Source organism: Achromobacter sp. JD-1, assembly GCF_038594925.1.
In the GTDB taxonomy this organism is placed as follows: domain Bacteria; phylum Pseudomonadota; class Gammaproteobacteria; order Burkholderiales; family Burkholderiaceae_B; genus Achromobacter; species Achromobacter spanius_C.
In genome coordinates this window covers 309,436-332,151 of sequence record NZ_JBCGCS010000002.1, presented here as the reverse complement: position 1 = coordinate 332,151, position 22,716 = coordinate 309,436, and the positions used below count along the sequence as shown (strand labels likewise).

The window sequence follows — 22,716 nt, the reverse complement described above, 5'->3', positions numbered from 1 at the left end:
CGTGACCAAGTCGGAGCTGATCGCCGCCTTGGCGGCCCGCTATCCTCAGCTGGCCGCCCGCGACACCGATTACGCCGTCAAGACCGTGTTGGATGCAATGACCCAGGCCCTGGCCTCGGGTCAGCGCATCGAGATCCGCGGCTTTGGCAGCTTTTCGTTGTCGCAGCGGTCTCCCCGCATCGGTCGCAATCCGAAATCTGGCGAACAAGTGCTGGTGCCTGGCAAACAGGTGCCGCACTTCAAGGCGGGCAAGGAATTGCGCGAGCGGGTTGACCTGGTCGGCGGCAACGATGAGGACGCCCAGTCTTCTGAGTCGGGTGAGCCGATGACGTCAATGGCAAGTTTGCACGCCATGCACTGACGAGTCGGCTAGTAAGGCTGCCTACGGGCAGATCGGACCGAGAACAGGCCCCTTGAGAAATCAAGGGGCTTTGTTTTTTTCCTTGGACGGTTAAGACGTCGCTTACAATTGACCGTCTTGAATCTCTGGAGCATGCGTCATGCGCTATCTCGTCTGGGCCCTGCGATTGCTCGTGTTTATTGCGGTATTGATGTTCGCCTTGAAGAACACCGATCCGGTTGCCGTGAAGTTCTACGCGGACTACGTCGTGCAAGACGTGCCGCTGATCGTCGTGATGCTGGTTGTGTTTGTGGCTGGCGCCTTGTTCGGCCTGTTGTTGACCGTGCCTGCCGCCATGCGTCGCCGCCGCGAAGCCATACGCTTGCGCCGCGAGCTGGACCGCGTCCAGGCCGCCGTCAACGGCACCACGCCCGTCGTGCCGCCCGAAGCCGTTGCACCGATGTCGCCGCTCTGATGGCGAGCCAAACACCGCAAGTCCCGCATACCGCACTGAATTACCGCAAGAGCCCGAACCGTGGATTTTGAACCTTGGTGGTTGATTTTCGTGCCGGTGTTGTTCGCGCTGGGCTGGCTGGCCGCGCGTTTCGATATTCGGCAGATGCTTCGGGAAACCCGCAGCCTGCCTGACTCCTATTTCCGCGGGCTGAATTTCCTGCTCAATGAAGAGCCGGATCGCGCAATCGACGCCTTTGTCGAAGTCGCCAAGCTGGACCCGGAAACCACAGAGCTGCACTTCGCATTGGGCAGCCTGTTCCGCCGGCGCGGAGAAATGGAGCGCGCCATCCGCGTGCACCAAAGCCTGCTCAGCCGTTCCGACCTGCCCGACGCCGAGCGCGAACACGCCCAGCATGAGCTGGCCCAGGACTTTCTCAAAGCCGGCATGCTGGACCGCGCTGAAAGCGGTTTCGAGCAGTTGAAGGACACGCGCTACGCTCTGCCGGCCTTGCGTTCCCTGATTCGCATCTTTGAGTCCGAGCACGATTGGCCGCGCGCCATCGAAGCCGTCAAGACCTTGCAGGGCCTGGTCGACGAGCCGGTGCCGCAAATCGTGCACTACTACTGCGAACAGGCGCAGACCGCGCTGTCGGCCAAGCCCGCGGATGTGGATGCGGCACACAAGGCGCTGGACGCCGCCGACCACGCCTTGTCGACCACCGATACCTCGGTGGGCAAGGGCGCCATGGTGCGCACCGCCATGCTGCGCGCCCGCCTGGCATTGCTTGAGCAGGACCCGAAGCGCGAGCGGCTCTATCTGGAATCGGTCATGACCGACGCGCCTGAATTCGCGGGGCTGGTCGCCGAACAATTGCTGGCGAACTATCGCGCCGCCAATCAGATCGAGGCAGGCCTGGATTTCCTGCTGAAGCAGTATCAGCGCCACGCCTCGTTGGACCTCTTCAACGTGGTGTTCCGCGAATTGCGCGCGCAGCAGGGGTCGGAGGTGGCATGGACGTTTGCGCGCGGCGCATTGCGCAGTCATCCGTCCTTGCTGGGCCTGGACCGTCTGTTGGAAGCCGAACTGGCCAATCCGGAAGGTGGCGCCGAAAAGGGGCCGGTGCCCGGCGCCGACCTGACGCTGCTGCGCAGCCTGATTCACAAGCATACGCAACGACTGGACCGCTATGCGTGCCGCAGTTGTGGTTTTCAAGCGCGTCGTTTTTATTGGCAATGTCCCGGCTGCAACGCCTGGGAGACCTATGCGCCGCGCCGCCTGGAAGAACTTGAATGAAGCCTTTCCCCGCCGAAGCCATTTCGCAAAGCCGCGTCCTAGTGGTTGGCGACGTGATGCTGGACCGCTACTGGTTCGGTGAAGTCGAACGCATCTCGCCGGAAGCGCCCGTGCCCGTGGTGCGCGTTGCGCGCCGTGAAGACCGCCTGGGTGGCGCCGCCAACGTAGCGCGCAACGTTGCGGCGCTGGGCGGCCAGGTGACGTTGGTGGGCGTGTTGGGCGAAGATGAGGCGGGCGACAGCATTCGCCGCCTGTCCGCCGAGGCCGGCATCCATGCCGACCTGATTGCCGACCCGTCCTTGCATACCACGCTGAAGATGCGCGTGCTGGGCCGCCAGCAACAATTGCTGCGCGTGGACTTCGAGCAGCATCCCGAACCTGCCGCCTTGGATAGCGTGGACGCCGCGCTGGCCCGGCATCTGGCCAACCATGATGTGGTGGTGCTGTCGGACTATGCCAAGGGCGTGCTGACGCGCGTCGAATCTCTCGTGTCCATGGCCCGCCATGCCGGCATTCCAGTGCTCGTGGACCCCAAGGGCGATGACTATTCGCGCTATCGTGGCGCGACGCTGGTCACCCCTAACCGGGCGGAAATGCAGCAAGCCGTGGGCCGCTGGAATTCCGAAGCTGAATTGACCGACCGCGCGCAACGCTTGCGCGCCAATCTTGATCTTGAAGCCTTGCTTGTGACGCGTTCCGAGCAAGGTATGACGTTGTTTACCGATGCGGGACGCGACCACATCGACGCGCAGGCGCACGAAGTGTTTGATGTGTCCGGCGCGGGCGATACGGTGTTGGCCACCCTGGCGGTCTCACGCGCCATTGGCCTGCCCTGGGCCGAGTCGATGGGCTGGGCCAACAAGGCCGGCGGCATCGCCGTGGGCAAGCTGGGCACGTCCGTCGTCACCGCCGCGGAATTGGCAGGAGAAACCTCATGATCGTCGTAACCGGAGCCGCGGGCTTCATTGGCAGCAACCTGGTGCGCGGACTCAACCGCCGCGGCATCCATGACATCATCGCGGTTGACGATCTGACCGAGGGCGACAAGTTCGTCAATTTGGTCGATTGCCAGATCGCCGACTACATGGACAAGGACGACTTCCGCCGCCGCGTTGCCGACGGAAGTTTGCCCGAGGTGCGTGCGGTGCTGCATCAAGGTGCGTGCTCGGACACCACCGAGCGCAACGGCCGTTACATGATGGACAACAATTACCGCGTCACGCTTGAACTGTTCGAGTTCTGCCAGGCGCGTCGCATTCCGTTCCTGTACGCCTCGTCCGCCGCCGTCTATGGCGCGTCGTCGGTGTATGTGGAAGACCCGGCCAACGAAGGGCCGTTGAACGTCTACGGCTATTCCAAGCTGCTGTTCGACCAGGTGCTGCGCAAGCGCATGGGCAGCCTGACCGCGCAAGTCGTGGGCCTGCGTTATTTCAACGTGTACGGGCCACACGAACAGCACAAGGGCCGCATGGCCTCGGTGGCGTTCCACAACATGAACCAGTTCCTGGAGCACGGCCACGTGCGGCTGTTCGCGGGCTGGGACGGTTATGTAGATGGTGGCCAAAGCCGCGACTTCATCTCGGTCGAAGACGTGGTGGCGGTCAATCTGCACTTTCTCGATCACCCCGAGCAATCCGGTATTTTTAATTGCGGCACGGGGCGGGCGCAGCCCTTCAACGATGTGGCCGCGGCCGTCGTGAACACATTGCGCGGCGAGAACGGAGACGCTGAACTGAGCTTGGCGCAGTTGGTTGAGCTGGACCTGATCCGCTATATCCCGTTCCCCGATGACCTCAAGGGACGCTACCAAAGCTATACGCAGGCCGATGTGTCGCAACTGCGGGCGGCCGGCTTTCAGGCGCCGATGCGCGACGTGCAGACCGGCGTGGCCGAATACGTTCGGTATTGGCGCGCGCGGGGCTGACCCGGATATTACGCCCCGCCAGCAAGACACAAGCCACCCTTTGAGGTGGCTTTTTCTTGCCTGACGGCTGATGCGCCCACGTAGTTTCCGAGGTGGATCATTTCATTCACTGCCCGGCCCAAGAGCGGGGCGGGGAGCCATGATCCGGGTGTGGCTCGGCATCTGCCGCGCCCTTTCTTTCCGGAGACTTTCCATGATCGCTTTTCCCGTACCCGCCATCGCTCGGCGCCGCCTGACCATGCCTTGGCACAACGTCCATGCCCGGCAGATGGCCGCGCGTGCGCAAGGCGCGCGCCGTCCGCTGCTGCACACCTTGGGTGCGCTCCTGCTTATTGCCGGCTTGGGCTTCTCGGCACCTGAAGCGCGGGCCCTGGATGTGAACCAGGCAAACGCGCAGCAATTGGAAACCATCCGCGGAATCGGTCCCCGCACGGCCGAGATCATCATTACCGAACGCGAGCGGGGCGGGCGCTTCGATTCGTTCGAGGATCTGGCCGAGCGGGTGCGCGGCATCGGCGAAAAGAAGGCACAGGCGCTGAAGGCGGCGGGATTGGAGGTCGGTGAAGGGGATGCCGCGACCAATGCCGCCGCGGCGTCGAGTGCAGCCGCCGCCACTGCACCAGGCGCCGCCGCCGGCAAGCCGCCATCCCAGCCCGCCAACCGTCCGGCAACCGGTAAAACCGCGACCCCGCCGCCCAGTCGGCCCTGACGGTAGCCTGCTGCCTGGGAACCCCTGGCGCGAGCGCGGCTTTTGCCCGCGCTCGCCGTCGGGCAGAGTTATGATCCTTCGCATGACTACTACCTACCCCACTATCGAGCAGACCGTCGGCAATACGCCTTTGGTGCGTTTGCAGCGCATTCCTGGTGCCGCGGGTGACGCGCGTGGCAACGTCATCCTGGCCAAGCTGGAAGGCAATAACCCCGCCGGTTCCGTCAAGGATCGCCCGGCCTTGTCGATGATCCAGCACGCAGAAGCGCGTGGTGACATCAAACCGGGCGATACGCTTATCGAAGCCACCAGCGGCAACACCGGCATCGCCCTGGCCATGGCGGCCGCGATGAAGGGCTACCGCATGATTCTGATCATGCCGGACAACCTGTCGGTGGAACGCCGTGCGGCCATGGCGGCTTATGGCGCCGAACTGATCCTGACTCCGGCCGACAAGGGCGGCATGGAGTATGCGCGCGACCTGGCCACCGAGATGCAGGCGGACGGCCGGGGCGTGGTGTTGGACCAATTCGCCAACCCCGATAATCCGCGTGCGCATGTGGAATCCACCGGTCCGGAACTGTGGACGCAAACCGAGGGGCGCATCACGCACTTTGTCAGCGCCATGGGTACCACGGGCACCATCATGGGGGTGTCGACCTACCTGAAGTCGCGCAATCCGGCGGTCCAGATCGTCGGGGCGCAGCCGGCGGAAGGCTCGCAGATTCCCGGCATCCGGAAGTGGCCCGAAGCCTACTTGCCGAAGATATTTGACCGCAGCCGTGTGGATGCCTACGAATCCATCGAACAATCCGAAGCCGAAATCATGGCACGCCGGCTGGCGGCGGAAGAGGGCATCTTTGGCGGCATCTCGTCCGCTGGCGCGCTGGTCGCCGCCTTGCGCGTGGCCGAGCGCGTCAATGACGCCACCATCGTGTTCATCGTGTGCGACCGCGGCGACCGCTATCTGTCGACGGGCGTCTTCAACTGAGCCTGTCTTGCTTCGGGCCGCACGCCCACGGCACATCGCCCCGTTCAAGACGGGGCGATGTTGTCTTCAAGCCGGGGAATCAGCGGGAAGCCAATCAGCGCGCCACGCGCGTTTCGATCTCATAGGCCAGGTCCGCTACCGACGTGGCGTAGAAATAGCTGCGGTTGTACTTGGTCAAGGCGAAGAAGTTCGGCGTGCCCACACGGTATTGCGCCGTGCCCCGCGCTTCCTCGACCAGGTCCACAACGCCCAAGGGCTGGCTGCTCCAGCCCGCGCTGGACGCGCCCGGCTGCAGGCGCGCGCCAGCCGCCGTCAGCGTGCTCCAGCTTTGCTTGGGTTCCAGCCCGCCGTCAACCAGCGGGGTGGGATCGGCCGGCAGCACCACGGGCGCGAACACCGGCAGGCCGCGTTGCCAGCCATGCTGGGCCAGGAAGCTGCCCACCGACATGACGGCGTCCTGCGTGTTGCTCGTCAGGTTGATATGGCCGTTGTCGTCGCCGTCCACCGCGTAATGCATGATGCTGGTCGGCATGAACTGCGGCATGCCGATGGCGCCCGCATACGAGCCTTGCGTTTCAAGTTCCAGCTTGTCTTTCATGACCAGCGTCAGGAAATCCGCCAGTTGGCCCCGGAACATCGTGGCGCGTTCGGGCTTGTTGGGATCGGGGTAATCAAAGGCGAGCGTGGCTAGCGCATCCAGTACCCGGAAATTGCCCATGTTGCGGCCGTACAGGGTTTCAACGCCGATGATGGACGCGATGATTGGCGCCGGCACGCCGAAGCGTTGGGCCGCCTGATTGAGCAGGTCGCGGTTTTCGTTGTAGAAGTCCACGCCCCAACTGATTCGTTTCGGCTCCACGAAGCGCGAGCGGTAGGTCAGCCAGCTACGCCAGATTTTCTTGCCCGGTGGTGACGGCGCAATCAAGCGCGACACCGTGGCGTTATAGCGCGAGCTCTCAAGCGCCTTGACCATCGGGTCCAGCGGCAGTTGGCGCTCGGCCGCGAGTTCTTCGACAAAGCTGCGCACTTCCGGGCGTAGCGCACCGGTGGCGGTCAGCGTGGCGGGGGCGTCGTCCGGCAGTTCGGAGCCGGGGGTCGGCGTGGTGGGACCGATGCGGATGGCGGTGTTGGCGGAGGCGGCCGCGGGTTGGGCCGAAAGCGAATTTGGAGCGGTGGGAGCGGTGGTGGAGCAGCCCGCCAGCAGGGCGGAGAGCGTTCCGAGTTGCAGTAATCGCCGACAGATGAACATAATCTTCCTTATGGAGACCATGTATCTTACCCACCCGACATGCCGCTTGCATGAAATGGGCAGTTGGCACCCCGAAAGCCCGCAGAGGCTGGACGCCATTTCCGACCAGTTGCTGGCCAGTGGCTTGATGCCCTATCTGGACGATCGGCAGGCGCCCCAGGCGTCGCGCCACGACCTGTTGCGGGTGCACACCGTCCAGTATCTGGACAGTTTGCGCGAACATACGCCGGACCAAGGGTATTACCCAATCGATCCGGACACGCTGATGAATCCCCACACCTATGAAGCCGCCCTGTATGCGGCGGGCGCGGGCGTGGCGGCGGTGGATGCGGTGATTGGCGGTGAAGCCCGCACGGCGTTCTGCGCGGTGCGTCCGCCTGGCCACCATGCTTGCCGCTCGCAGGCCATGGGGTTCTGCTTCTTGAACAACGTGGCGATCGCGGCGCGCCATGCGCTGGAGTTCCACGGCCTGTCGCGGGTGGCCATCGTTGACTTCGATGTGCACCACGGCAACGGTACCGAAGACGTCTTTGCGGGCGACGAGCGGGTGCTGATGTGCAGCTTCTTCCAGCATCCGCTCTTCCCCAACAGCGGCACGGACCAGCCCGCGGCCAACATGGTGAACGTGCCCGTGGCCGCCTACACGGTGGGGGCCGCGGTCAGGACCATCGTCACGGATACCTGGTTGCCCAGGCTGGAGGCCTATCGCCCGGAATTGATCCTGGTGTCGGCGGGATTCGACGCCCACCGCGAGGACGATATGGGGCAAATGGGGCTAGTGGAAGCCGACTACGCCTGGATCACCGAGCAGATTGTCGAGGTGGCGGAACGGCATAGCCAGGGCCGGATCGTCAGCACGCTGGAAGGCGGTTACAACTTGTCAGCACTGGGGCGTAGCGTGGTTGCGCATATACGAGCGCTGGCGAAGCTGTAGAATCAGGAAAAAATTGTGCAATGCGATCCCGGCGCATGCCGGGTATTTATTTCCATTTGGAGGCAGCGGGATGAAGGTGTTGGTACCTGTCAAGCGCGTCGTTGACTACAACGTCAAGGTGCGCGTCAAGTCGGATCAAACTGGCGTGGATATCGCCAATGTGAAGATGTCCATGAACCCCTTTGACGAAATCGCCGTCGAAGAAGCGACCCGGCTCAAAGAGAAGGGTGCCGTCGCTGAAGTCGTGGCGGTTTCTTGCGGCGTTGCGCAATGCCAGGAGACGCTGCGCACCGCCATGGCCATTGGCGCCGATCGCGGCGTGCTGGTTCAGACGGACGCCGAACTGCAGCCGCTGGCCGTGGCCAAGCTGTTGAAGGCCTTGGTCGACAAAGAGCAGCCGCAATTGGTGATTTTGGGCAAGCAAGCCATCGACGACGACGCCAATCAAACCGGCCAGATGCTGGCCGCGCTGCTGGACTGGCCGCAAGCCACGTTCGCCAGCAAGGTTGAACTGGCCGACGGCAAAGTCACTGTCACTCGCGAAGTGGACGGCGGCCTGGAAACGTTGACGCTGACGTTGCCGGCTATCGTGACCACCGACTTGCGCCTGAACGAGCCGCGTTACGTCACGCTGCCGAACATCATGAAGGCCAAGAAGAAACAGTTGGACACCGTCACGCCCGAAGAACTGGGTGTTGATCCCGCGCCGCGCCTGAAGACGCTGAAGGTCAGCGAGCCGCCCGCCCGCAAGGCCGGCATCAAGGTGGCCGACGTTGCGGCCCTGGTGGACAAACTCAAGAACGAAGCGAAGGTGGTCTGATGACGACGCTGGTTATTGCCGAACACGATAACGCCCAGTTGAAGGGCGCAACCCTGAACGCCGTTGCCGCCGCCGCCAAGATCGGAGGCGACGTGCACGTGCTGGTCGCCGGCGCCAACGCGCGCGCCGTGGCTGACCAAGCCGCTGCCGCCGCCGGTGTTGCCAAGGTCCTGCTGGCCGATGCGCCGCAGTTGGCCGACGGCCTGGCCGAGAACGTTGCCGCCCAGGTATTGGCGGTGGCGTCGAACTACAGCCACATCCTGTTCCCGGCCACCGCGTCGGGCAAGAACGTGGCGCCGCGCGTGGCGGCCAAGCTCGACGTGGCGCAGATTTCGGACATCATCGGCGTGGAATCCGCCGACACGTTCCAGCGCCCCATCTACGCGGGCAACGCCATTGCCACCGTGCAATCGGCTGACGCCGTGAAGGTCATCACCGTGCGTACGACGGGCTTTGACGCCGTTGCCGCGCAAGGTGGCTCGGCCGCCGTGGAAGAGGTTGCCGCCGTTGCCGATTCGGGCAAGTCCACGTTCGTGGGCCGCGAAGTGGCCAAGAGCGACCGCCCCGAACTGGCAGGCGCTCGCGTCGTGGTCTCGGGTGGCCGTGGCTTGGGCAGCGCTGAAAACTTCAAGATCCTGGATCCGCTGGCCGACAAGCTGGGCGCCGCATTGGGCGCCTCGCGCGCGGCGGTGGACGCGGGCTATGCCCCGAACGACTGGCAGGTTGGCCAAACCGGCAAGATCGTTGCGCCGCAGTTGTACGTGGCCGTCGGCATCTCGGGCGCCATCCAGCACTTGGCCGGCATGAAGGATTCGAAGGTCATCGTGGCCATCAACAAAGACCCCGAAGCGCCGATTTTTGGCGTGGCCGATTATGGTCTGGTGGGCGACCTGTTCCAGGTCGTGCCGGAACTGACTGGCGCGCTGTAACGCACAGCAGCTTCACTAGTATGAAAGCCCCGCGGACGGCATGTCCGCGGGGTTTTTTTTGGCCTGCAATCTTCTCCGACTGTCTGATATGTTTGCAGTATTTCTTTTGAATTTCTGAAAGATTCTGATAATGTGCTTCGCGCGGAGCAGGATTTTCGCGCGCGTGTTTGACCTGTACATAACGAAGGAGATTCGGGATGGAATGGTTTTTTGACACATTGCGGAAGTTTCCAGAATTAGCGGTATTCCTCACCCTGGGCCTGGGGTATTGGATTGGAGCCAAGAAAATCTTCGGCTTCAATCTGGGCGCGGTAACCGGGACTTTGCTGGTGGGCGTGTTGGTCGGGCAGCTCGACATCACTATCGCCCCGATTCTCAAGCAGGTGTTCTTCCTGCTTTTCCTCTTCGGTCTAGGCTACGGCGTCGGCCCTCAATTTTTCCGCGGCATGAAAAGCGATGGCCTTCCCCAGGTCATTTTCGCGGTCATCATTTGCGTGATCTGCTTGCTGGTCACCTGGGCCACGGCGGTGGGTTTTGGCTTTGACGCCGGTACCGGCGCCGGACTCTTGGCGGGTGCGCAAACCATTTCCGCGGTGATGGGCGTGGCCACTGACACCATCAACGGGCTGAGCGTGGACGCGGCAACCAAGAAGCAGTGGATCGACAGCATTCCCGTGGCGTACGCGGTCTGCTACATCTTCGGCACCGTCGGCAGCGCGTGGCTGTTGGCCTCGCTAGGCCCCAAGCTGATGCGCGTGGACATCGTCAAAGAATGCAAGGAATACGAAGCCCAGATGTCCGGCGGCGGCGATTCCATGGAGCTGTCCGGCTACCGGAAATTCACCGCGCGTGCCTACAAACTGGACCACTCCGAACTCGTGGGCAAGACAGTTGGCGACCTTGAAGCACGCTTTGTTGACGCGCGTGTCTTTGTCGAACGCATTCGCCGCGGCGATCAGATCATCGATAACGACTCCAGCACCGTGCTGCAGGCCGGCGACGTGCTGGGCGTGACCGGGCGCCACGATGCGCTGGTCTTGCAGGCCGGCGGCATTATCGGCGGCGAAGTCGAAGACCGGGACGTGATCAACCTGCCCGCCGAGATCGTTGAGGTGGTGCTGACCAACAAGAACGTGGCCGGCAAGACGCTCAAGGAACTGGCGGAAAATGAGACCGTGCGCCAACTTGGGCGCGGCGTATTTCTGCGCAAGGTGGTGCGCGGCGGCCACGAGATGCCCGTCAACTGGGGGCTGAAGCTGGACCGCGGCGACCGCCTCTTCGTCTTGGGCGCGAAACGCGACGTCGAGCGGGTAGTGGGCAAGTTGGGCTACGTGGACCGGGCCACCGAGCAGACCGACATGGTGTTCGTGGGCTTCGGCATTTTGCTGGGTGGGCTGTTTGGTTCGCTGGTGCTGACGGTCAGTGGTATTCCCATCACCTTGTCGACCTCCGGCGGCGCGCTGATTTCGGGCCTGATCTTCGGTTACTTGCGCTCTGTGCATCCCACTTTCGGCCGGGTGCCGGAACCCGTGCATTGGTTTCTGACATCGGTCGGGCTGACGGCGTTCGTGGCCGTGGTCGGTATTACATCGGGACCCGGCTTCGTGCAGGGCTTCCAGCAACTGGGCGCCAAGCTTTTTGTGGCCGGCATTATCGCCACCAGCGTGCCGATGATTCTGGGCGTGTTCATCGCCCGGTATGTCTTCAAATTCCATCCCGCCATCGTGCTGGGCGTATGCGCCGGCGCCCGGACTACCACGGCCGCGATCGGACAAATCACGGAAACGGCGAAGAGCCAGGTGCCCGCCCTGGGCTACACGGTTCCCTATGCGATCGGCAATACCCTGCTCATTATCTGGGGCATTGTCATTGTCATGCTCATGACCTAGCGTTCCAAACCAGGAGTACTGAATAATGGCTACCACCTCGCCTCTTACTGTCAGTTTGGCCTCGGCTTTGAAAACGACCCGTTCGCGCCAACGTGACCTGGAACAGTTGTCTCCCTTTGAGTTAAAGGATTATCTGATTACGCTGGCCAAGGAAAACCAGCACACGGCTGCCTTGACCATGTTGAACGCCGGGCGGGGTAATCCGAATTGGATCGCCACCGAACCCCGCGACGCCTTTTTCCTGATGGGCCGGTTCGCCATGAAGGAAGCGCGCCGGGTGCGCGATGACACCATTCTGGCTGGCATGCCGGCCAAGAAGGGCTGTGCTGACCGGCTGCGAAAATTCCTGTCCAAGCACAAGGGCGAAGACGGCTACGACTTCCTGGTGGGCGTGCTTGAGTACGGCGTGAAGATCAAGAGCTTTGACCCGGACGAGTGGATCCACGAACTGACCGACAGCATCATCGGCGACAACTACCCCGTGCCGCCGCGCGCGCTGGTTCATATCGAACAGATCGTGCATGACTACCTGATCAAGGAAATGTGCGACGGCCGTCCCCCGAAGGGCAAGTTCGACCTGTTCCCGGTCGAAGGCGGCACCGCCGCCATGTGCTACATCTTTGACTCGCTGATGCAGAACGGCCTGTTGAAGCAAGGTGACACCATCGCGCTGTTCCTGCCGACCTTCACGCCCTATATCGAGATTGCGCACCTTGAGCGCTTCAAGTTCAAGATCGTCGCCATCAACGCCAGCAGCATGCGCGCCGACGGCACGCACGACTGGCACTATCCGGCCTCTGAAATCGCCAAGCTGGAAAATCCGAAGATCAAGCTTGCCGTGACGGTGAACCCGAGCAACCCGCCATCGGTGGCGTTCAACCCGGTCGAGATGAAGCAGATCGTGCGGCTGATCCGCAAGAATCCGGACCTGGTGCTGGTGACCGACGACGTCTACGGCACTTTCGTGCCGAACTTCCGTTCGCTGATGGCCGAGGTGCCGCACAACACTATCTGCGTGTATTCCTTTTCGAAGAATTTCGGTTGTACGGGCTGGCGCCTGGGCGTGATCGCCACGCACGAGACAAACACGATGGACCGGCGCATCGCCGAACTGCCCGCGGCATGGAAGCAGCGGCTGAACAAGCGCTATGGCGCCATGACGATGGAACCCGAAAAACTGAAGTTCATCGACCGCATGGTGGCCGACAGCCGCAACGTGGCGCTGAACCACACGGCCGGGCTGTCGTTGCCGCAACAGGTGCAGATGGGCTTCTTCGCGCTGTCCCACCTGCTGGACCTGAAGGACGCCTACAAGCACCTGACCATGGAAATCGTGCGCGCTCGCCGTGATGCGCTGTGGAGCGGGCTGGGCATACCGGTGCCGCCCGAGGACCCCGCACGCGCCTGGTATTACGTGGAACTGGACTTCATGGTGTGGGCCAAGGTCATGTATGGCGACGCCTTCTGCAAGTACATGACGTCGAATTACGAGCCGGTGGACTTCCTGTTCCGCTTGGCTGAAAAAACAGGCGTGGTGTTGATGGACGGCGGCGGGTTCGGCGGGCCGCCCTGGTCGATCCGCATCTCGCTGGCCAATCTGGACGATGCTGATTACGCCAAGATCGGCAAGTACATGGTTGAATCCGCGACCGAGTACGTCGAAGCCTGGAAGGCCTCCGAGCTGGTGCGCTCGGGTCCGACCGCCGGTAAGGGGCAAACGTTGAAGGCCAGCGCCGCCAAGCGCGCGCCCAAGAAGGCAGCAAAGAAGGTGGCCAAGACGGCGGTGAAAAAGGCGGTCAAGCAAGCCGACACTGCCGCCAAATCCGCCAAGAAGGCCAGGGCCCGCAAGTAGGCAACCACTACAGGCGACATGACCCCATGACATGCTCGGTCGGGTTTTTCAACAGCGTCCCCATTGCGGTGTTGTTTGTCACGGTGGGCTTGGGATACCTGATCGGCAAGTTGAAGCTCGGACCGATTCAACTGGGCGGCGTGTGCGGCACGCTCATCGTCGCCCTGTTGATCGGTCAGACGGGTTGCCAGATGCGTGGCGACCTGAAAGAGGTTGCGTTCGCACTGTTCATTTTTGCCATGGGCTATTCGGGCGGCCCGCAGTTCTTCGCCAACCTGAACCGATCCAGCCTGCGTTATATCGCCTTGCCGATCATCGAGGCGCTGCTGGTGCTGAGCATTGTGCTGGCGGCCGTGCCGCTGTTTGGCCTGGACGCCGGCACGGCGGCCGGTCTGGCGGCGGGGGCGGCGACCGAATCGGCGGTGGTGGGCACCGCGGCCGAGGCGCTCAAGCATCTGGGCCTGCCGGACGCCGAAGTGCAGCGCATGGAGGCCAATATCGCCACGGCCTACACGCTGACCTATCTGGTGGGCTTGATCAGCATCGTGTTCTTCACCAGCCAGGTTGCGCCCGCGCTGCTGCGCATCAACTTGCGCGAGGCTTCCAAGGCCTTGGAAGCCAAGCTGGGCATGGCCGCGGGCGAGGACGAGGACGTGAACCTGCCGACCTTGCCGCGCTTGGTGGGGCGCGCGCACGTCGTCAAGGATGCCGACGGCATGAAGGTTGGCGACGTCGAGGCGCAGTTGGGCGGGCGCACGGTGATCAGCCGCATTCTGCGCAACGGCGAGGCCGTAAACGCCACGCCAGAAGACACTGTGACCACCGGCGATGTGGTGGTGGTGCTGGGCTTGCGCCGTTTCGCGCTGCGGGCCGGCACGGTCGTGGGGCCTGAAATCCTGCTGCCCGAAGCGCATGCGGACGATCTTCATATGAGCGAGTTGGCCGTGATCGTCAATAAAAAGGCGATCAACGGAACCACGATGGGGGAACTGGCCAAACGGCCGGGAGCGCGGCGCGCGCGTGGCGTTTTCGTGCAATCAATCATGCGGTCGGGCCATATGTTGCCGCTGACGCCGGCCACGGTCGTGCAGTACGGCGACCTGGTGACGCTGGTGGGCGCCGAACCCGAACTGTCGGAGGCCGGCGCCGCGCTGGGCAATGAACTGCGCCGCAGCGGCATCACCGACCTGGTGTTCCTGGCTTTTGGCATTCTTGCCGGCCTGATGATCGGCAGCCTGAGCGCGCGCCTGTGGGGCATCCCGGTGTCGCTGGGCAGTGGCGGCGGGGCGCTGGTCAGCGGGTTGGTGTGCGGATGGATCAACGCCAAGCGGCCTACGCTTGGCCATATGCCAGACCATGCCGTGCAACTGCTGAAAGACCTTGGGCTGGCGGTCTTCGTGGCGTGCGTGGGCTTGTCGGCGGGGCCCGAGGCGGTATCGCTTATCCGTGAACACGGCGCCGTGCTGCCCGTGATCGGCTTGCTGGTGTCCCTGGGACCCGCCTGCCTGTCGCTATGGGTGGGCCACAAGATACTGAAGATAGAAGGCCCCTTGCTGGTAGGGGCCATTGCGGGCCAGCACGTCAGCACGCCCGCCATCAGCGCCATCTTGAATGCCAGCGGCAGCTCCGTGCCGCTCTTGGGCTACACGGTGACCTATGCCATCGCCAACGTGCTGTTGCCCGTGCTGGGACCGATCATTGTGTCCTTGGCGTACCATCTGAGTTAAGACGCGAATTCAAAAAACGCAGTAGACGCGAGGCGCCAGGCGCCTCGCCGTCGTTTTGCACCCGGAGACACCATGCCCTATGTAACCCCGCTACAGGATTTCCGCTTCACGCTGAAAGAACTGGCCGGCCTGGACGACATTCTTAAATTACCCGGCTTTGACGACGTGACGCCGGACCTGGTTGACGCCATCCTGGAAGAAAACGGCCGCTTCGTGGAGCAGGCGGTGGCGCCGTTGAACGTACCCGGCGACACGCACCCACCGGTCTGGAACGACGGGCAGGTCACCACCACGCCCGGCTATGCCCAGGGCTTCAAGGATTACGCCGCGGGCGGCTGGCAGGGCTTGCAGCATCCGCGGGAATGGGGCGGACAGGGCTTGCCCAAGCTGCTTGCTGCCGCGCCGGCCGAGAACATCCAGGCGGCCAGCCTGGCGTTTTCCTTGTGCCCGATGCTGACTGATGGGGTTATCGAAGCGGTGTTGACCGTGGGTTCTGACGCGCAGCGCAAAGAGTACGTGCCCAACCTGATCGCGGGCAAGTGGACGGGCACCATGAACCTGACCGAACCGCAGGCGGGCTCCGACCTGGCCCAGGTCGCCACGCGCGCCGTGCGGCAGGACGACGGTACGTTTCGCCTGTTCGGCCAAAAGATCTTCATCACCTTCGGTGAGCACGACCTGGCGGAAAACATCATCCACCTGGTGCTGGCCCGCACGCCGGACGCGCCGGCGGGTGTGAAGGGGATCTCACTATTCATCGTGCCCAAGTTCCTGGTGGAAGCGGACGGCAGCCTGGGCAAGCGCAACGACGTCTGGTGCGCGTCGTTGGAGCACAAGCTTGGCATCCACGGCAGCCCGACGGCGGTGCTGCTGTATGGCTCGGGCAAGGGCGAAGTCGGCGAAGGCGCGGTGGGTTATCAGGTCGGCGAACTGAACCGTGGCCTTGAGTACATGTTCATCATGATGAACGCCGCGCGTTTTTCGGTGGGCCAGCAGGGTATCGGCGTGTCTGAACGGGCGTATCAGCACGCGCTGTCCTATGCGCGCGAACGCGTGCAGGGGCGCGCGGTGGAAGGGTCGGCCGGGCCGGTGGCCATCGTGCGCCATCCTGACGTGCAACGCATGCTGCTGACCATGAAGGCGTTGACGGAAGCGGCCCGCGCCGTTTCGTACGTGACGGCTGCCGCGCACGACAAGGGCACGCATCACCCCGACCCTGAACAGCGCTCGCGCAACCGGGCGTTCTACGAATACATGGTGCCCATCGTGAAGGGCTACTCGACCGAGACCGCGGTGGAGGTCGCGTCGCTGGGCATTCAGGTGCACGGCGGCATGGGCTTCATCGAGGAAACTGGCGCGGCGCAGTTTTATCGGGATGCGCGCATCCTGCCCATTTACGAGGGCACCACCGCCATTCAGGCCAACGACCTGGTTGGCCGCAAGACGCAGCGCGACGGCGGCGCTACGGCCTACGCGGCCATTGCCGCCATGCGCGAGACGCTGCGCGCGGTTGAGGCCGAGTCGGCACGCGCGGCCGCGCCCGAGCGCGATGCGCTGCGCCTGTTGCGCGACAACCTGGATGGCGCCATCCAGGCCTACGAGGCAGGCGTCGGCTTCATTCTTGAGCAGTCGGCCGCGAACGTTCGCGCGGTGTTTTCCGGCAGCGTGCCCTACCTGATGCTGGCCGGCGTGGTGCACGGTGGATGGCAGATGGCGCGCGCCGTGTTGGCGTGCCGTCGGCATCTTGCAGCGGGGTCGACGGACCCGTTCCATAAGTCGAAGATCGCGACAGGATTGTTCTACGCCGCCCACATCCTGCCGCGCGCGCTGGCCCTGTCCGCAGCAGTGCGCGCCGGGGTCGTGGCGGACGCCTGCGGGGCGGACGCGAATATTGCATAAGGTTATATGGCTTGCGTATTTCGTCGGCCGAAGGTTTGATGGAAGAATCGTTTTTGACGCGTTAAGCTGCACGTTCAAGCCCCATTTCTGAGCGGCCCGTTGAAGCCGGGCGGCCAGATCCCTCCCACTCTATCCGCATACAGGAGACACCATGAGCCATCTACGTCTGGGCGACACCGCCCCTGATTTTGAACAGGATTCCTCGGCCGGTCCCATCCGCTTTCACGAGTATCTGGGCAATAGCTGGGGGGTACTCTTTTCGCATCCGGCCGACTTCACGCCCGTGTGCACCACCGAACTGGGCTACACGGCCAAGCTTGCCGACGAATTCGCCAAGCGCAACGTGAAGGTGCTGGCCCTGTCGGTTGACGGCACGGATTCCCATACGAAGTGGATCGAAGACATCAACGACACGCAGTCCACCCAGGTCAACTTTCCCATCCTGGCCGACAAGGACCGTAAGGTCTCCGAGCTTTACGACATGATCCACCCGAACGCCAACGCCACCCTGACGGTGCGTTCCGTGTTCATCGTGGACCCGAACAAGAAGGTGCGCCTGATCATCACGTACCCGGCCAGCACGGGCCGCAACTTCAATGAGATCCTGCGCGTCATTGATTCGCTGCAACTGACGGACAGCCACAGCGTGGCCACGCCGGTCAACTGGGAAGATGGCGACGACGTGATCATCGTTCCGTCGCTGCAGGACGAAGCTGTTATCAAAGAGAAGTTTCCCAAAGGCTACAAGGCCGTGCGTCCGTACCTGCGCGTTACGCCGCAACCGAATAAGTAAATTCGGATTTCGGGGGGTAGCCCCTATGCGTTGAAAGCGGTTTTCCGCCGCCCGAACCGCCGCCTTTCCCATAGGGAAACGCGGCGGTTTTTCTTGTTTGGGATGGCGGTCCTATATGCCTGCGAGCGATGAGCAATCAAATAATGATTCGTTCCGTTCAGGATGGGCAACACGCACACTTGCTTCCATATTGCCAAAGACAGGGAGCAGGGAATGGCGTTCGGGAAAGCGGGTTGGTTGGCCACGCTGGTGGTGGCGGCGGTTTCTCTGACGGCCATGGCGCCGGCTCAAGCTCAGCAAAAACAAACCTTGTTGAATGCGTCCTACGACCCCACGCGCGAACTCTATCGCGCCATTGATGACGCCTTCATCAAGCAGTACAAGGACAAGGCCAATGTGGACCTGACGATCCGCCAGTCGCACGGCGGTTCGGGCCGCCAGGCGCGTTCGGTCACTGATGGGCTGGAAGCCGATGTGGTGACGCTGGCGCTGGCCTATGACATCGATGCCATCGCCGACCGCGGCTTGATCCCCGCGAACTGGCAGTCGCGCCTGCCGCGGAACAGCTCGCCCTATACCTCGACCATCGTGTTCCTGGTGCGCAAGGGCAACCCCAAAGGCATCAAGGACTGGGACGACCTGATCAAGGACGGCGTGCAGGTCATCACCCCCAACCCGAAAACCTCGGGCGGCGCGCGCTGGAACTACCTGGCCGCGTGGGCCTACGCGCTGGAAAAGAACGGCGGCAGCGAAGATAAGGCGCGCGCCTACGTCAGTGATCTGTTCAAGCACGTACCGGTGCTGGACACCGGCGCACGCGGGGCCACCACGACCTTCGTGGAACGCGGCGTGGGCGACGTGCTGCTGGCCTGGGAAAACGAAGCCTTCCTGGCGCTTGAAGAACTGGGTCCGGACAAGTTCGACATCGTGGTGCCGTCGCTGTCCATCCTGGCTGAACCACCGGTGGCCGTGGTCGACAAGACCGTGGACAAGAAGGGCACGCGGGCCGCCGCCCAGGCCTATCTGGAATTTCTGTACGCCCCGGCCGCGCAAGAGATCATCGCCAAGAATTACTACCGGCCCATCGACAAGACGGTGGCCGCCAAGTACGAAAGCAAGTTTCCCAAGCTCAAGCTCGTCACCATCGACGACAAGATCTTCGGCGGCTGGCGCAAGGCGCAGAAGGACCATTTCAGCGATGGCGGCACCTTCGACCAGATCTATCTGCCGCAGAAAAAATAACGACAAGGTTCTGGAACGACGGCCATGACGACAGCCTCCAACCCGACGGCAAACGGCGCGCCAGCGCTGTTTGCCAGACGGCGCAACAGCCCGGGCGTGCTGCCCGGATTCGGTATATCCATGGGGTACGCGGTGCTGTACCTGAGCGTGCTCGTGCTCATTCCCCTGGCCGCGCTGCCCATCAAAAGCGCCGAGCTTGGTTGGCAGGGCTTCTGGGATACCGTGACCGCGCCCCGGGTGATGGCGTCGTATCAATTGACCTTTGGCGCATCGCTGCTGGCGGCGCTGGTGAACCTGGTGTTCGGCTCGGTGGTGGCGTGGGTGCTGGTGCGCTACCGCTTTCCCGGCAAGAAGATCCTGGACGCGCTGGTGGATCTGCCGTTCGCGTTGCCGACGGCGGTGGCAGGCATCGCGCTGACCGCGCTGTATTCGCAAAAGGGCTGGCTGGGCGGACCGTTGTCAGAATGGTTTGGATGGAAGGTGGCGTTTACGCCGCTGGGTATCGTGATTGCGCTGATCTTCATCGGCGTGCCCTTCGTGGTGCGCACCGTGCAACCCGTGCTGGAAGACGTGGAGCGCGAGATCGAAGAGGCCGCCGCCAGCCTGGGCGCCAGCCGCAGGCAGACCGTACGCCGTGTGCTGTTGCCCACCATCCTGCCGGCCTTGTTGACGGGCTTTGCGCTGGCGTTCGCGCGGGCGGTTGGGGAATACGGGTCGGTGGTGTTCATTGCCGGCAACATGCCCATGGTGTCCGAGATTACGCCGCTGTTGATCATTTCCAAGCTTGAGCAGTTCGACTACGCGGGTGCTGCCGCCATCGCCACCGTGATGCTGGTGTTGTCCTTTGTCATGCTGCTGGTCATCAACCTGCTGCAAGGCTGGCAAGCCCGCCGCAACCTTGGGAGGCTGGCATGAGCGCAGCGGATCGTCCTGCCCATTTGACCGAGCCGCGCTGGGTGCGCGGCATTCTGTTGTTCATTGCGTTGTCGTTCCTGACGCTGTTCCTGCTGGTGCCGCTGGCGGCGGTGTTTGCCGAGGCGTTCAAGAAGGGCTGGCAGCTTTATCTGGCCGCCATCGTCGAGCCCGATGCGTGGTCTGCCATCCGGCTGACCTTGCTGGTGGCCGCGATTGCGCTGCCGGTCAACCTGGTGTTCGGCGTGGCCGCGGCGTGGGCCATCACCAAGTTTCAGTTTCGCGGCAAGCAGTTCCTGATCACGCTGATTGATCTGCCGTTTTCCGTATCGCCCGTGGTGGCGGGGCTGGTCTTCATCCTGCTGTTCGGTACGCAAGGGTGGATGGGCGCTTGGCTGCAGGACCACGATTGGAAGATCGTCTATGCGGTGCCCGGCATCGTCCTGGCGACCTTGTTCGTGACCTTTCCCTTTGTTGCGCGCGAACTGATTCCGTTGATGCAGGCGCAAGGCAGCGAAGAAGAACAGGCCGCGTTGACGCTGGGCGCCAGCGGCTGGCAGATCTTCTGGCGGGTGACGCTGCCCAACATCAAATGGGGGCTGCTGTACGGCGCCATTCTGTGCAATGCGCGCGCCATGGGCGAGTTCGGTGCGGTGTCGGTGGTGTCGGGGCAGATTCGTGGGCTGACCAACACGATGACCCTGCACGTCGAGATTCTCTACAACGAATACCAGTATTCCGCGGCGTTCGCCGTGGCGTCCTTGCTGGCCTTGCTGGCACTGGTGACGCTGGTGGCGAAGAACGTGGTCGAGTGGCGCAACGCCCGATTCCTGCGGGCCGCCGACCTGCCGGTCGAGTATCCCGGGCCGGCGACGGCAAGCCTCAAGCCGGCCGCGGCGTAACGCGCGACGGCTAAGACGGAGACAAGCATGAGTATCGAAGTTCGAAATTTATCCAAGCGGTTCGGGCAATTCCGCGCGCTGAACGACGTGTCACTGCATATTGAAACCGGTGAACTGGTGGCGTTGCTGGGGCCTTCGGGCTGTGGCAAGACGACGCTGCTGCGCATCATCGCGGGCCTGGAAGCCCCCGATACCGGCAGCGTGCTGTTCGCGGGCGAAGACGCAACCGACGTTGATGTGCGCCGGCGTCAGGTGGGATTCGTGTTCCAGCACTACGCGCTGTTCAAGCATATGACGGTGTTCGAAAACGTGGCCTTCGGGCTGCGCGTGAAGCATCGGTCGCAGCGCCCTTCCGAAGATCAGATCCAGCGCAAAGTGCATGACCTGCTGACGCTGGTGCAACTGGACTGGCTGGCGGACCGCTATCCGGCGCAGTTGTCGGGTGGGCAGCGCCAGCGCATCGCCCTGGCGCGCGCGCTGGCCGTGGAGCCCAGGGTGCTGCTGTTGGACGAACCCTTCGGGGCGCTGGACGCCAAGGTGCGCAAGGAACTGCGCCGCTGGCTGCGGCGCCTGCATGACGAGCTGAACGTGGCCAGCGTGTTCGTGACGCATGACCAGGAAGAAGCGCTTGAAGTCGCCGACCGCGTGGTGCTGATGAACGCGGGCCGTATCGAACAGGTAGGCACGCCGCGCGAAGTCTGGGAAGCGCCGGCGACGCCGTTCGTATACGGATTTCTGGGTGATGTGAACCAACTGCAGGGCGTGGCTACGCGCGGTATTTGGGAAGGGGCCGGACTGTCCTTGCCCGCGCCCGACCTGGCGCAAGCCGAGGCGCGGCGCGCCACCGCGTATGTGCGTCCGCATGAGTTCGAGATCGAGCGTTATCGGGCGGGTGGCGAGGGCATTGCCGTGCGCTTGTCGCACGCTTATCTGGCGGGCCCCAGCGCGTATCTGGAACTGGCGCGCCAGGATTCCGACGCCATCATCGAAGCGGAGGTGCCGGAGCATCTGTACCGGCAGATGGATCTGCGCGATGGCGATACCTTGTTGGCGCGTCCCCGGCGCGCCCAGATTTTTGCGGTGCAAGCATGACGACTATTGCTGATCTTTCTTCCCTTCTGGACGCGGGGCTGGCCGCGCGCTGGAACACCTTGACCGAGCGTCTGGCCGACGTCCAGCGGCGCCATCCCGACGCCGCGCTGGCCTCGTCGCTGGCGGCCGAAGACATGTTGCTGACGCACGCCATCTATGACTCGGGCCTGGACCTGGAAGTGTTCACGCTGGACACCGGCCGCCTGCATGCCGAAACGCTGGGCGTGCTGGACGCCGTGCGCGCGCGCTATGGGCGCGATGTCACGGTGTATCGGCCAGATGCGGCGGCGGTGGAACAGCACGTTGCGGCGCATGGTGCATATGCGTTCTATGAAAGCGTTGACCTGCGCAAAGCCTGTTGCCAGATCCGCAAGGTCGAGCCGCTCAAGCGCGCGCTGGCCGGGCGCGGCGCCTGGATTACCGGGCAGCGCCGCCAGCAGTCCACCACCCGTGGCGAATTGCCGCTGGAAGAGCAGGACCCGGTGTTCGGCCTCTACAAGTTCAACCCGCTGGCTGAATGGAGCGAGGACGAGGTCTGGGCCGTGATCCGCGCGCTGGGCGTGCCCTACAACCCCTTGCACGACCAGGGGTACCCGTCCATCGGGTGCGAGCCCTGTACGCGCGCCATCCGGCCGGGCGAGGACGTGCGCGCGGGGCGTTGGTGGTGGGAGTCGTCGGACTCCAAGGAATGCGGCCTGCATGCGGGTAACCGCGTCATCGGCATCGTGGCGCGCGGCGAGTGACGCCATCCATGAATTCACA

At 63.3% G+C, this 22,716-nt stretch carries 21 protein-coding genes; 20 read left to right on the top strand and 1 reads right to left on the bottom strand.

Going from position 1 to position 22,716, the window contains the following annotated elements; genetic code table 11:
* The first annotated feature begins 1 nt into the window (after position 1).
* From WBR68_RS04795 to cysM, 7 genes are all read left to right on the top strand, one after another.
* Positions 2-361: an integration host factor subunit beta gene (locus tag WBR68_RS04795; protein WP_050447860.1), complete on the top strand. Its 360-nt coding sequence runs from the start codon at positions 2-4 to the stop codon at positions 359-361.
* Between the two features lie 139 nt (positions 362-500).
* Positions 501-815, top strand: a complete 315-nt coding sequence (locus tag WBR68_RS04790) for a LapA family protein (RefSeq protein WP_050447861.1) — start codon at positions 501-503, stop codon at positions 813-815.
* Between the two features lie 60 nt (positions 816-875).
* Positions 876-2,090, top strand: coding sequence for a lipopolysaccharide assembly protein LapB (gene lapB / locus WBR68_RS04785; RefSeq protein WP_050447862.1), 1,215 nt, complete (start codon positions 876-878; stop codon positions 2,088-2,090).
* A complete protein-coding gene (gene rfaE1 / locus WBR68_RS04780) occupies positions 2,087-3,028 on the top strand; it encodes a D-glycero-beta-D-manno-heptose-7-phosphate kinase (RefSeq protein WP_050447863.1) in 942 nt (313 codons plus the stop codon). Before lapB ends, rfaE1 begins: the two co-directional genes overlap by 4 nt.
* Positions 3,025-4,014 (top strand): ADP-glyceromanno-heptose 6-epimerase, encoded by a 990-nt coding sequence (rfaD, locus tag WBR68_RS04775; RefSeq protein ID WP_127183801.1) that lies wholly within the window; start codon positions 3,025-3,027, stop codon positions 4,012-4,014. Before rfaE1 ends, rfaD begins: the two co-directional genes overlap by 4 nt.
* A 193-nt stretch (positions 4,015-4,207) precedes the next feature.
* On the top strand, positions 4,208-4,723 hold the full coding sequence (locus WBR68_RS04770) for a ComEA family DNA-binding protein (protein ID WP_230693627.1): 516 nt from the start codon (positions 4,208-4,210) through the stop codon (positions 4,721-4,723).
* A gap of 82 nt (positions 4,724-4,805) precedes the next feature.
* The gene (gene cysM / locus WBR68_RS04765) at positions 4,806-5,714 is read left to right on the top strand and encodes a cysteine synthase CysM (RefSeq protein ID WP_050447866.1); all 909 of its coding nucleotides are present in this window, start codon (positions 4,806-4,808) and stop codon (positions 5,712-5,714) included.
* A gap of 94 nt (positions 5,715-5,808) precedes the next feature.
* On the opposite strand, the gene mltB is transcribed toward cysM, so the two are convergent.
* The gene (gene mltB / locus WBR68_RS04760) at positions 5,809-6,963 is read right to left on the bottom strand and encodes a lytic murein transglycosylase B (protein WP_050447867.1); all 1,155 of its coding nucleotides are present in this window, start codon (positions 6,961-6,963) and stop codon (positions 5,809-5,811) included.
* A gap of 10 nt (positions 6,964-6,973) precedes the next feature.
* On the opposite strand from mltB, the gene WBR68_RS04755 reads away from it, so the two are divergent.
* From WBR68_RS04755 to WBR68_RS04695, 13 genes are all read left to right on the top strand, one after another.
* Positions 6,974-7,897, top strand: coding sequence for a histone deacetylase family protein (locus WBR68_RS04755; protein WP_083447432.1), 924 nt, complete (start codon positions 6,974-6,976; stop codon positions 7,895-7,897).
* 70 nt (positions 7,898-7,967) lie between these two features.
* Positions 7,968-8,717: an electron transfer flavoprotein subunit beta/FixA family protein gene (locus WBR68_RS04750; RefSeq protein ID WP_046802734.1), complete on the top strand. Its 750-nt coding sequence runs from the start codon at positions 7,968-7,970 to the stop codon at positions 8,715-8,717.
* Positions 8,717-9,646, top strand: coding sequence for an electron transfer flavoprotein subunit alpha/FixB family protein (locus WBR68_RS04745; RefSeq protein ID WP_050447869.1), 930 nt, complete (start codon positions 8,717-8,719; stop codon positions 9,644-9,646). The genes WBR68_RS04750 and WBR68_RS04745 overlap by 1 nt, the downstream gene beginning before the upstream one ends.
* Before the next feature lie 197 nt (positions 9,647-9,843).
* Positions 9,844-11,535, top strand: a complete 1,692-nt coding sequence (aspT, locus tag WBR68_RS04740; protein ID WP_050447870.1) for an aspartate-alanine antiporter — start codon at positions 9,844-9,846, stop codon at positions 11,533-11,535.
* A 25-nt stretch (positions 11,536-11,560) separates the two neighbouring features.
* Entirely contained in the window at positions 11,561-13,387 is a 1,827-nt protein-coding gene (locus WBR68_RS04735) for a bifunctional aspartate transaminase/aspartate 4-decarboxylase (RefSeq protein ID WP_050447871.1), read from the top strand.
* 26 nt (positions 13,388-13,413) lie between these two features.
* Entirely contained in the window at positions 13,414-15,114 is a 1,701-nt protein-coding gene (aspT, locus tag WBR68_RS04730) for an aspartate-alanine antiporter (protein ID WP_050447872.1), read from the top strand.
* A 72-nt stretch (positions 15,115-15,186) separates the two neighbouring features.
* A complete protein-coding gene (locus tag WBR68_RS04725; protein WP_050447873.1) occupies positions 15,187-17,013 on the top strand; it encodes an acyl-CoA dehydrogenase in 1,827 nt (608 codons plus the stop codon).
* A 151-nt stretch (positions 17,014-17,164) separates the two neighbouring features.
* Positions 17,165-17,806: a peroxiredoxin gene (locus tag WBR68_RS04720; protein ID WP_050447874.1), complete on the top strand. Its 642-nt coding sequence runs from the start codon at positions 17,165-17,167 to the stop codon at positions 17,804-17,806.
* Positions 17,807-18,019: 213 nt separating this feature from the next.
* Entirely contained in the window at positions 18,020-19,048 is a 1,029-nt protein-coding gene (locus WBR68_RS04715; protein WP_255695872.1) for a sulfate ABC transporter substrate-binding protein, read from the top strand.
* 24 nt (positions 19,049-19,072) lie between these two features.
* The gene (gene cysT / locus WBR68_RS04710; protein ID WP_230693626.1) at positions 19,073-19,963 is read left to right on the top strand and encodes a sulfate ABC transporter permease subunit CysT; all 891 of its coding nucleotides are present in this window, start codon (positions 19,073-19,075) and stop codon (positions 19,961-19,963) included.
* On the top strand, positions 19,960-20,862 hold the full coding sequence (gene cysW, locus WBR68_RS04705; protein WP_230693625.1) for a sulfate ABC transporter permease subunit CysW: 903 nt from the start codon (positions 19,960-19,962) through the stop codon (positions 20,860-20,862). The genes cysT and cysW overlap by 4 nt, the downstream gene beginning before the upstream one ends.
* A gap of 27 nt (positions 20,863-20,889) precedes the next feature.
* Positions 20,890-21,954 (top strand): sulfate/molybdate ABC transporter ATP-binding protein, encoded by a 1,065-nt coding sequence (locus tag WBR68_RS04700; protein WP_230693624.1) that lies wholly within the window; start codon positions 20,890-20,892, stop codon positions 21,952-21,954.
* Positions 21,951-22,697: a phosphoadenylyl-sulfate reductase gene (locus WBR68_RS04695; protein ID WP_230693623.1), complete on the top strand. Its 747-nt coding sequence runs from the start codon at positions 21,951-21,953 to the stop codon at positions 22,695-22,697. Before WBR68_RS04700 ends, WBR68_RS04695 begins: the two co-directional genes overlap by 4 nt.
* The last annotated feature ends 19 nt before the right edge of the window (positions 22,698-22,716 follow it).

Bases quoted from the DNA above. Each gene is read 5' to 3' on its own strand.
- WBR68_RS04790 (WP_050447861.1), top strand. From the start codon at position 501: ATGCGCTATCTCGTCTGGGCCCTGCGATTGCTCGTGTTTATTGCGGTA.
- rfaE1 (WP_050447863.1), top strand. From the start codon at position 2,087: ATGAAGCCTTTCCCCGCCGAAGCCATTTCGCAAAGCCGCGTCCTAGTG.
- rfaD (WP_127183801.1), top strand. From the start codon at position 3,025: ATGATCGTCGTAACCGGAGCCGCGGGCTTCATTGGCAGCAACCTGGTG.
- WBR68_RS04770 (WP_230693627.1), top strand. From the start codon at position 4,208: ATGATCGCTTTTCCCGTACCCGCCATCGCTCGGCGCCGCCTGACCATG.
- cysM (WP_050447866.1), top strand. From the start codon at position 4,806: ATGACTACTACCTACCCCACTATCGAGCAGACCGTCGGCAATACGCCT.
- mltB (WP_050447867.1), bottom strand. From the start codon at position 6,963: ATGTTCATCTGTCGGCGATTACTGCAACTCGGAACGCTCTCCGCCCTG.
- WBR68_RS04755 (WP_083447432.1), top strand. From the start codon at position 6,974: ATGGAGACCATGTATCTTACCCACCCGACATGCCGCTTGCATGAAATG.
- WBR68_RS04750 (WP_046802734.1), top strand. From the start codon at position 7,968: ATGAAGGTGTTGGTACCTGTCAAGCGCGTCGTTGACTACAACGTCAAG.
- WBR68_RS04745 (WP_050447869.1), top strand. From the start codon at position 8,717: ATGACGACGCTGGTTATTGCCGAACACGATAACGCCCAGTTGAAGGGC.
- aspT (WP_050447870.1), top strand. From the start codon at position 9,844: ATGGAATGGTTTTTTGACACATTGCGGAAGTTTCCAGAATTAGCGGTA.
- WBR68_RS04735 (WP_050447871.1), top strand. From the start codon at position 11,561: ATGGCTACCACCTCGCCTCTTACTGTCAGTTTGGCCTCGGCTTTGAAA.
- aspT (WP_050447872.1), top strand. From the start codon at position 13,414: ATGACATGCTCGGTCGGGTTTTTCAACAGCGTCCCCATTGCGGTGTTG.
- WBR68_RS04725 (WP_050447873.1), top strand. From the start codon at position 15,187: ATGCCCTATGTAACCCCGCTACAGGATTTCCGCTTCACGCTGAAAGAA.
- WBR68_RS04720 (WP_050447874.1), top strand. From the start codon at position 17,165: ATGAGCCATCTACGTCTGGGCGACACCGCCCCTGATTTTGAACAGGAT.
- WBR68_RS04715 (WP_255695872.1), top strand. From the start codon at position 18,020: ATGGCGTTCGGGAAAGCGGGTTGGTTGGCCACGCTGGTGGTGGCGGCG.
- cysT (WP_230693626.1), top strand. From the start codon at position 19,073: ATGACGACAGCCTCCAACCCGACGGCAAACGGCGCGCCAGCGCTGTTT.
- cysW (WP_230693625.1), top strand. From the start codon at position 19,960: ATGAGCGCAGCGGATCGTCCTGCCCATTTGACCGAGCCGCGCTGGGTG.
- WBR68_RS04700 (WP_230693624.1), top strand. From the start codon at position 20,890: ATGAGTATCGAAGTTCGAAATTTATCCAAGCGGTTCGGGCAATTCCGC.
- WBR68_RS04695 (WP_230693623.1), top strand. From the start codon at position 21,951: ATGACGACTATTGCTGATCTTTCTTCCCTTCTGGACGCGGGGCTGGCC.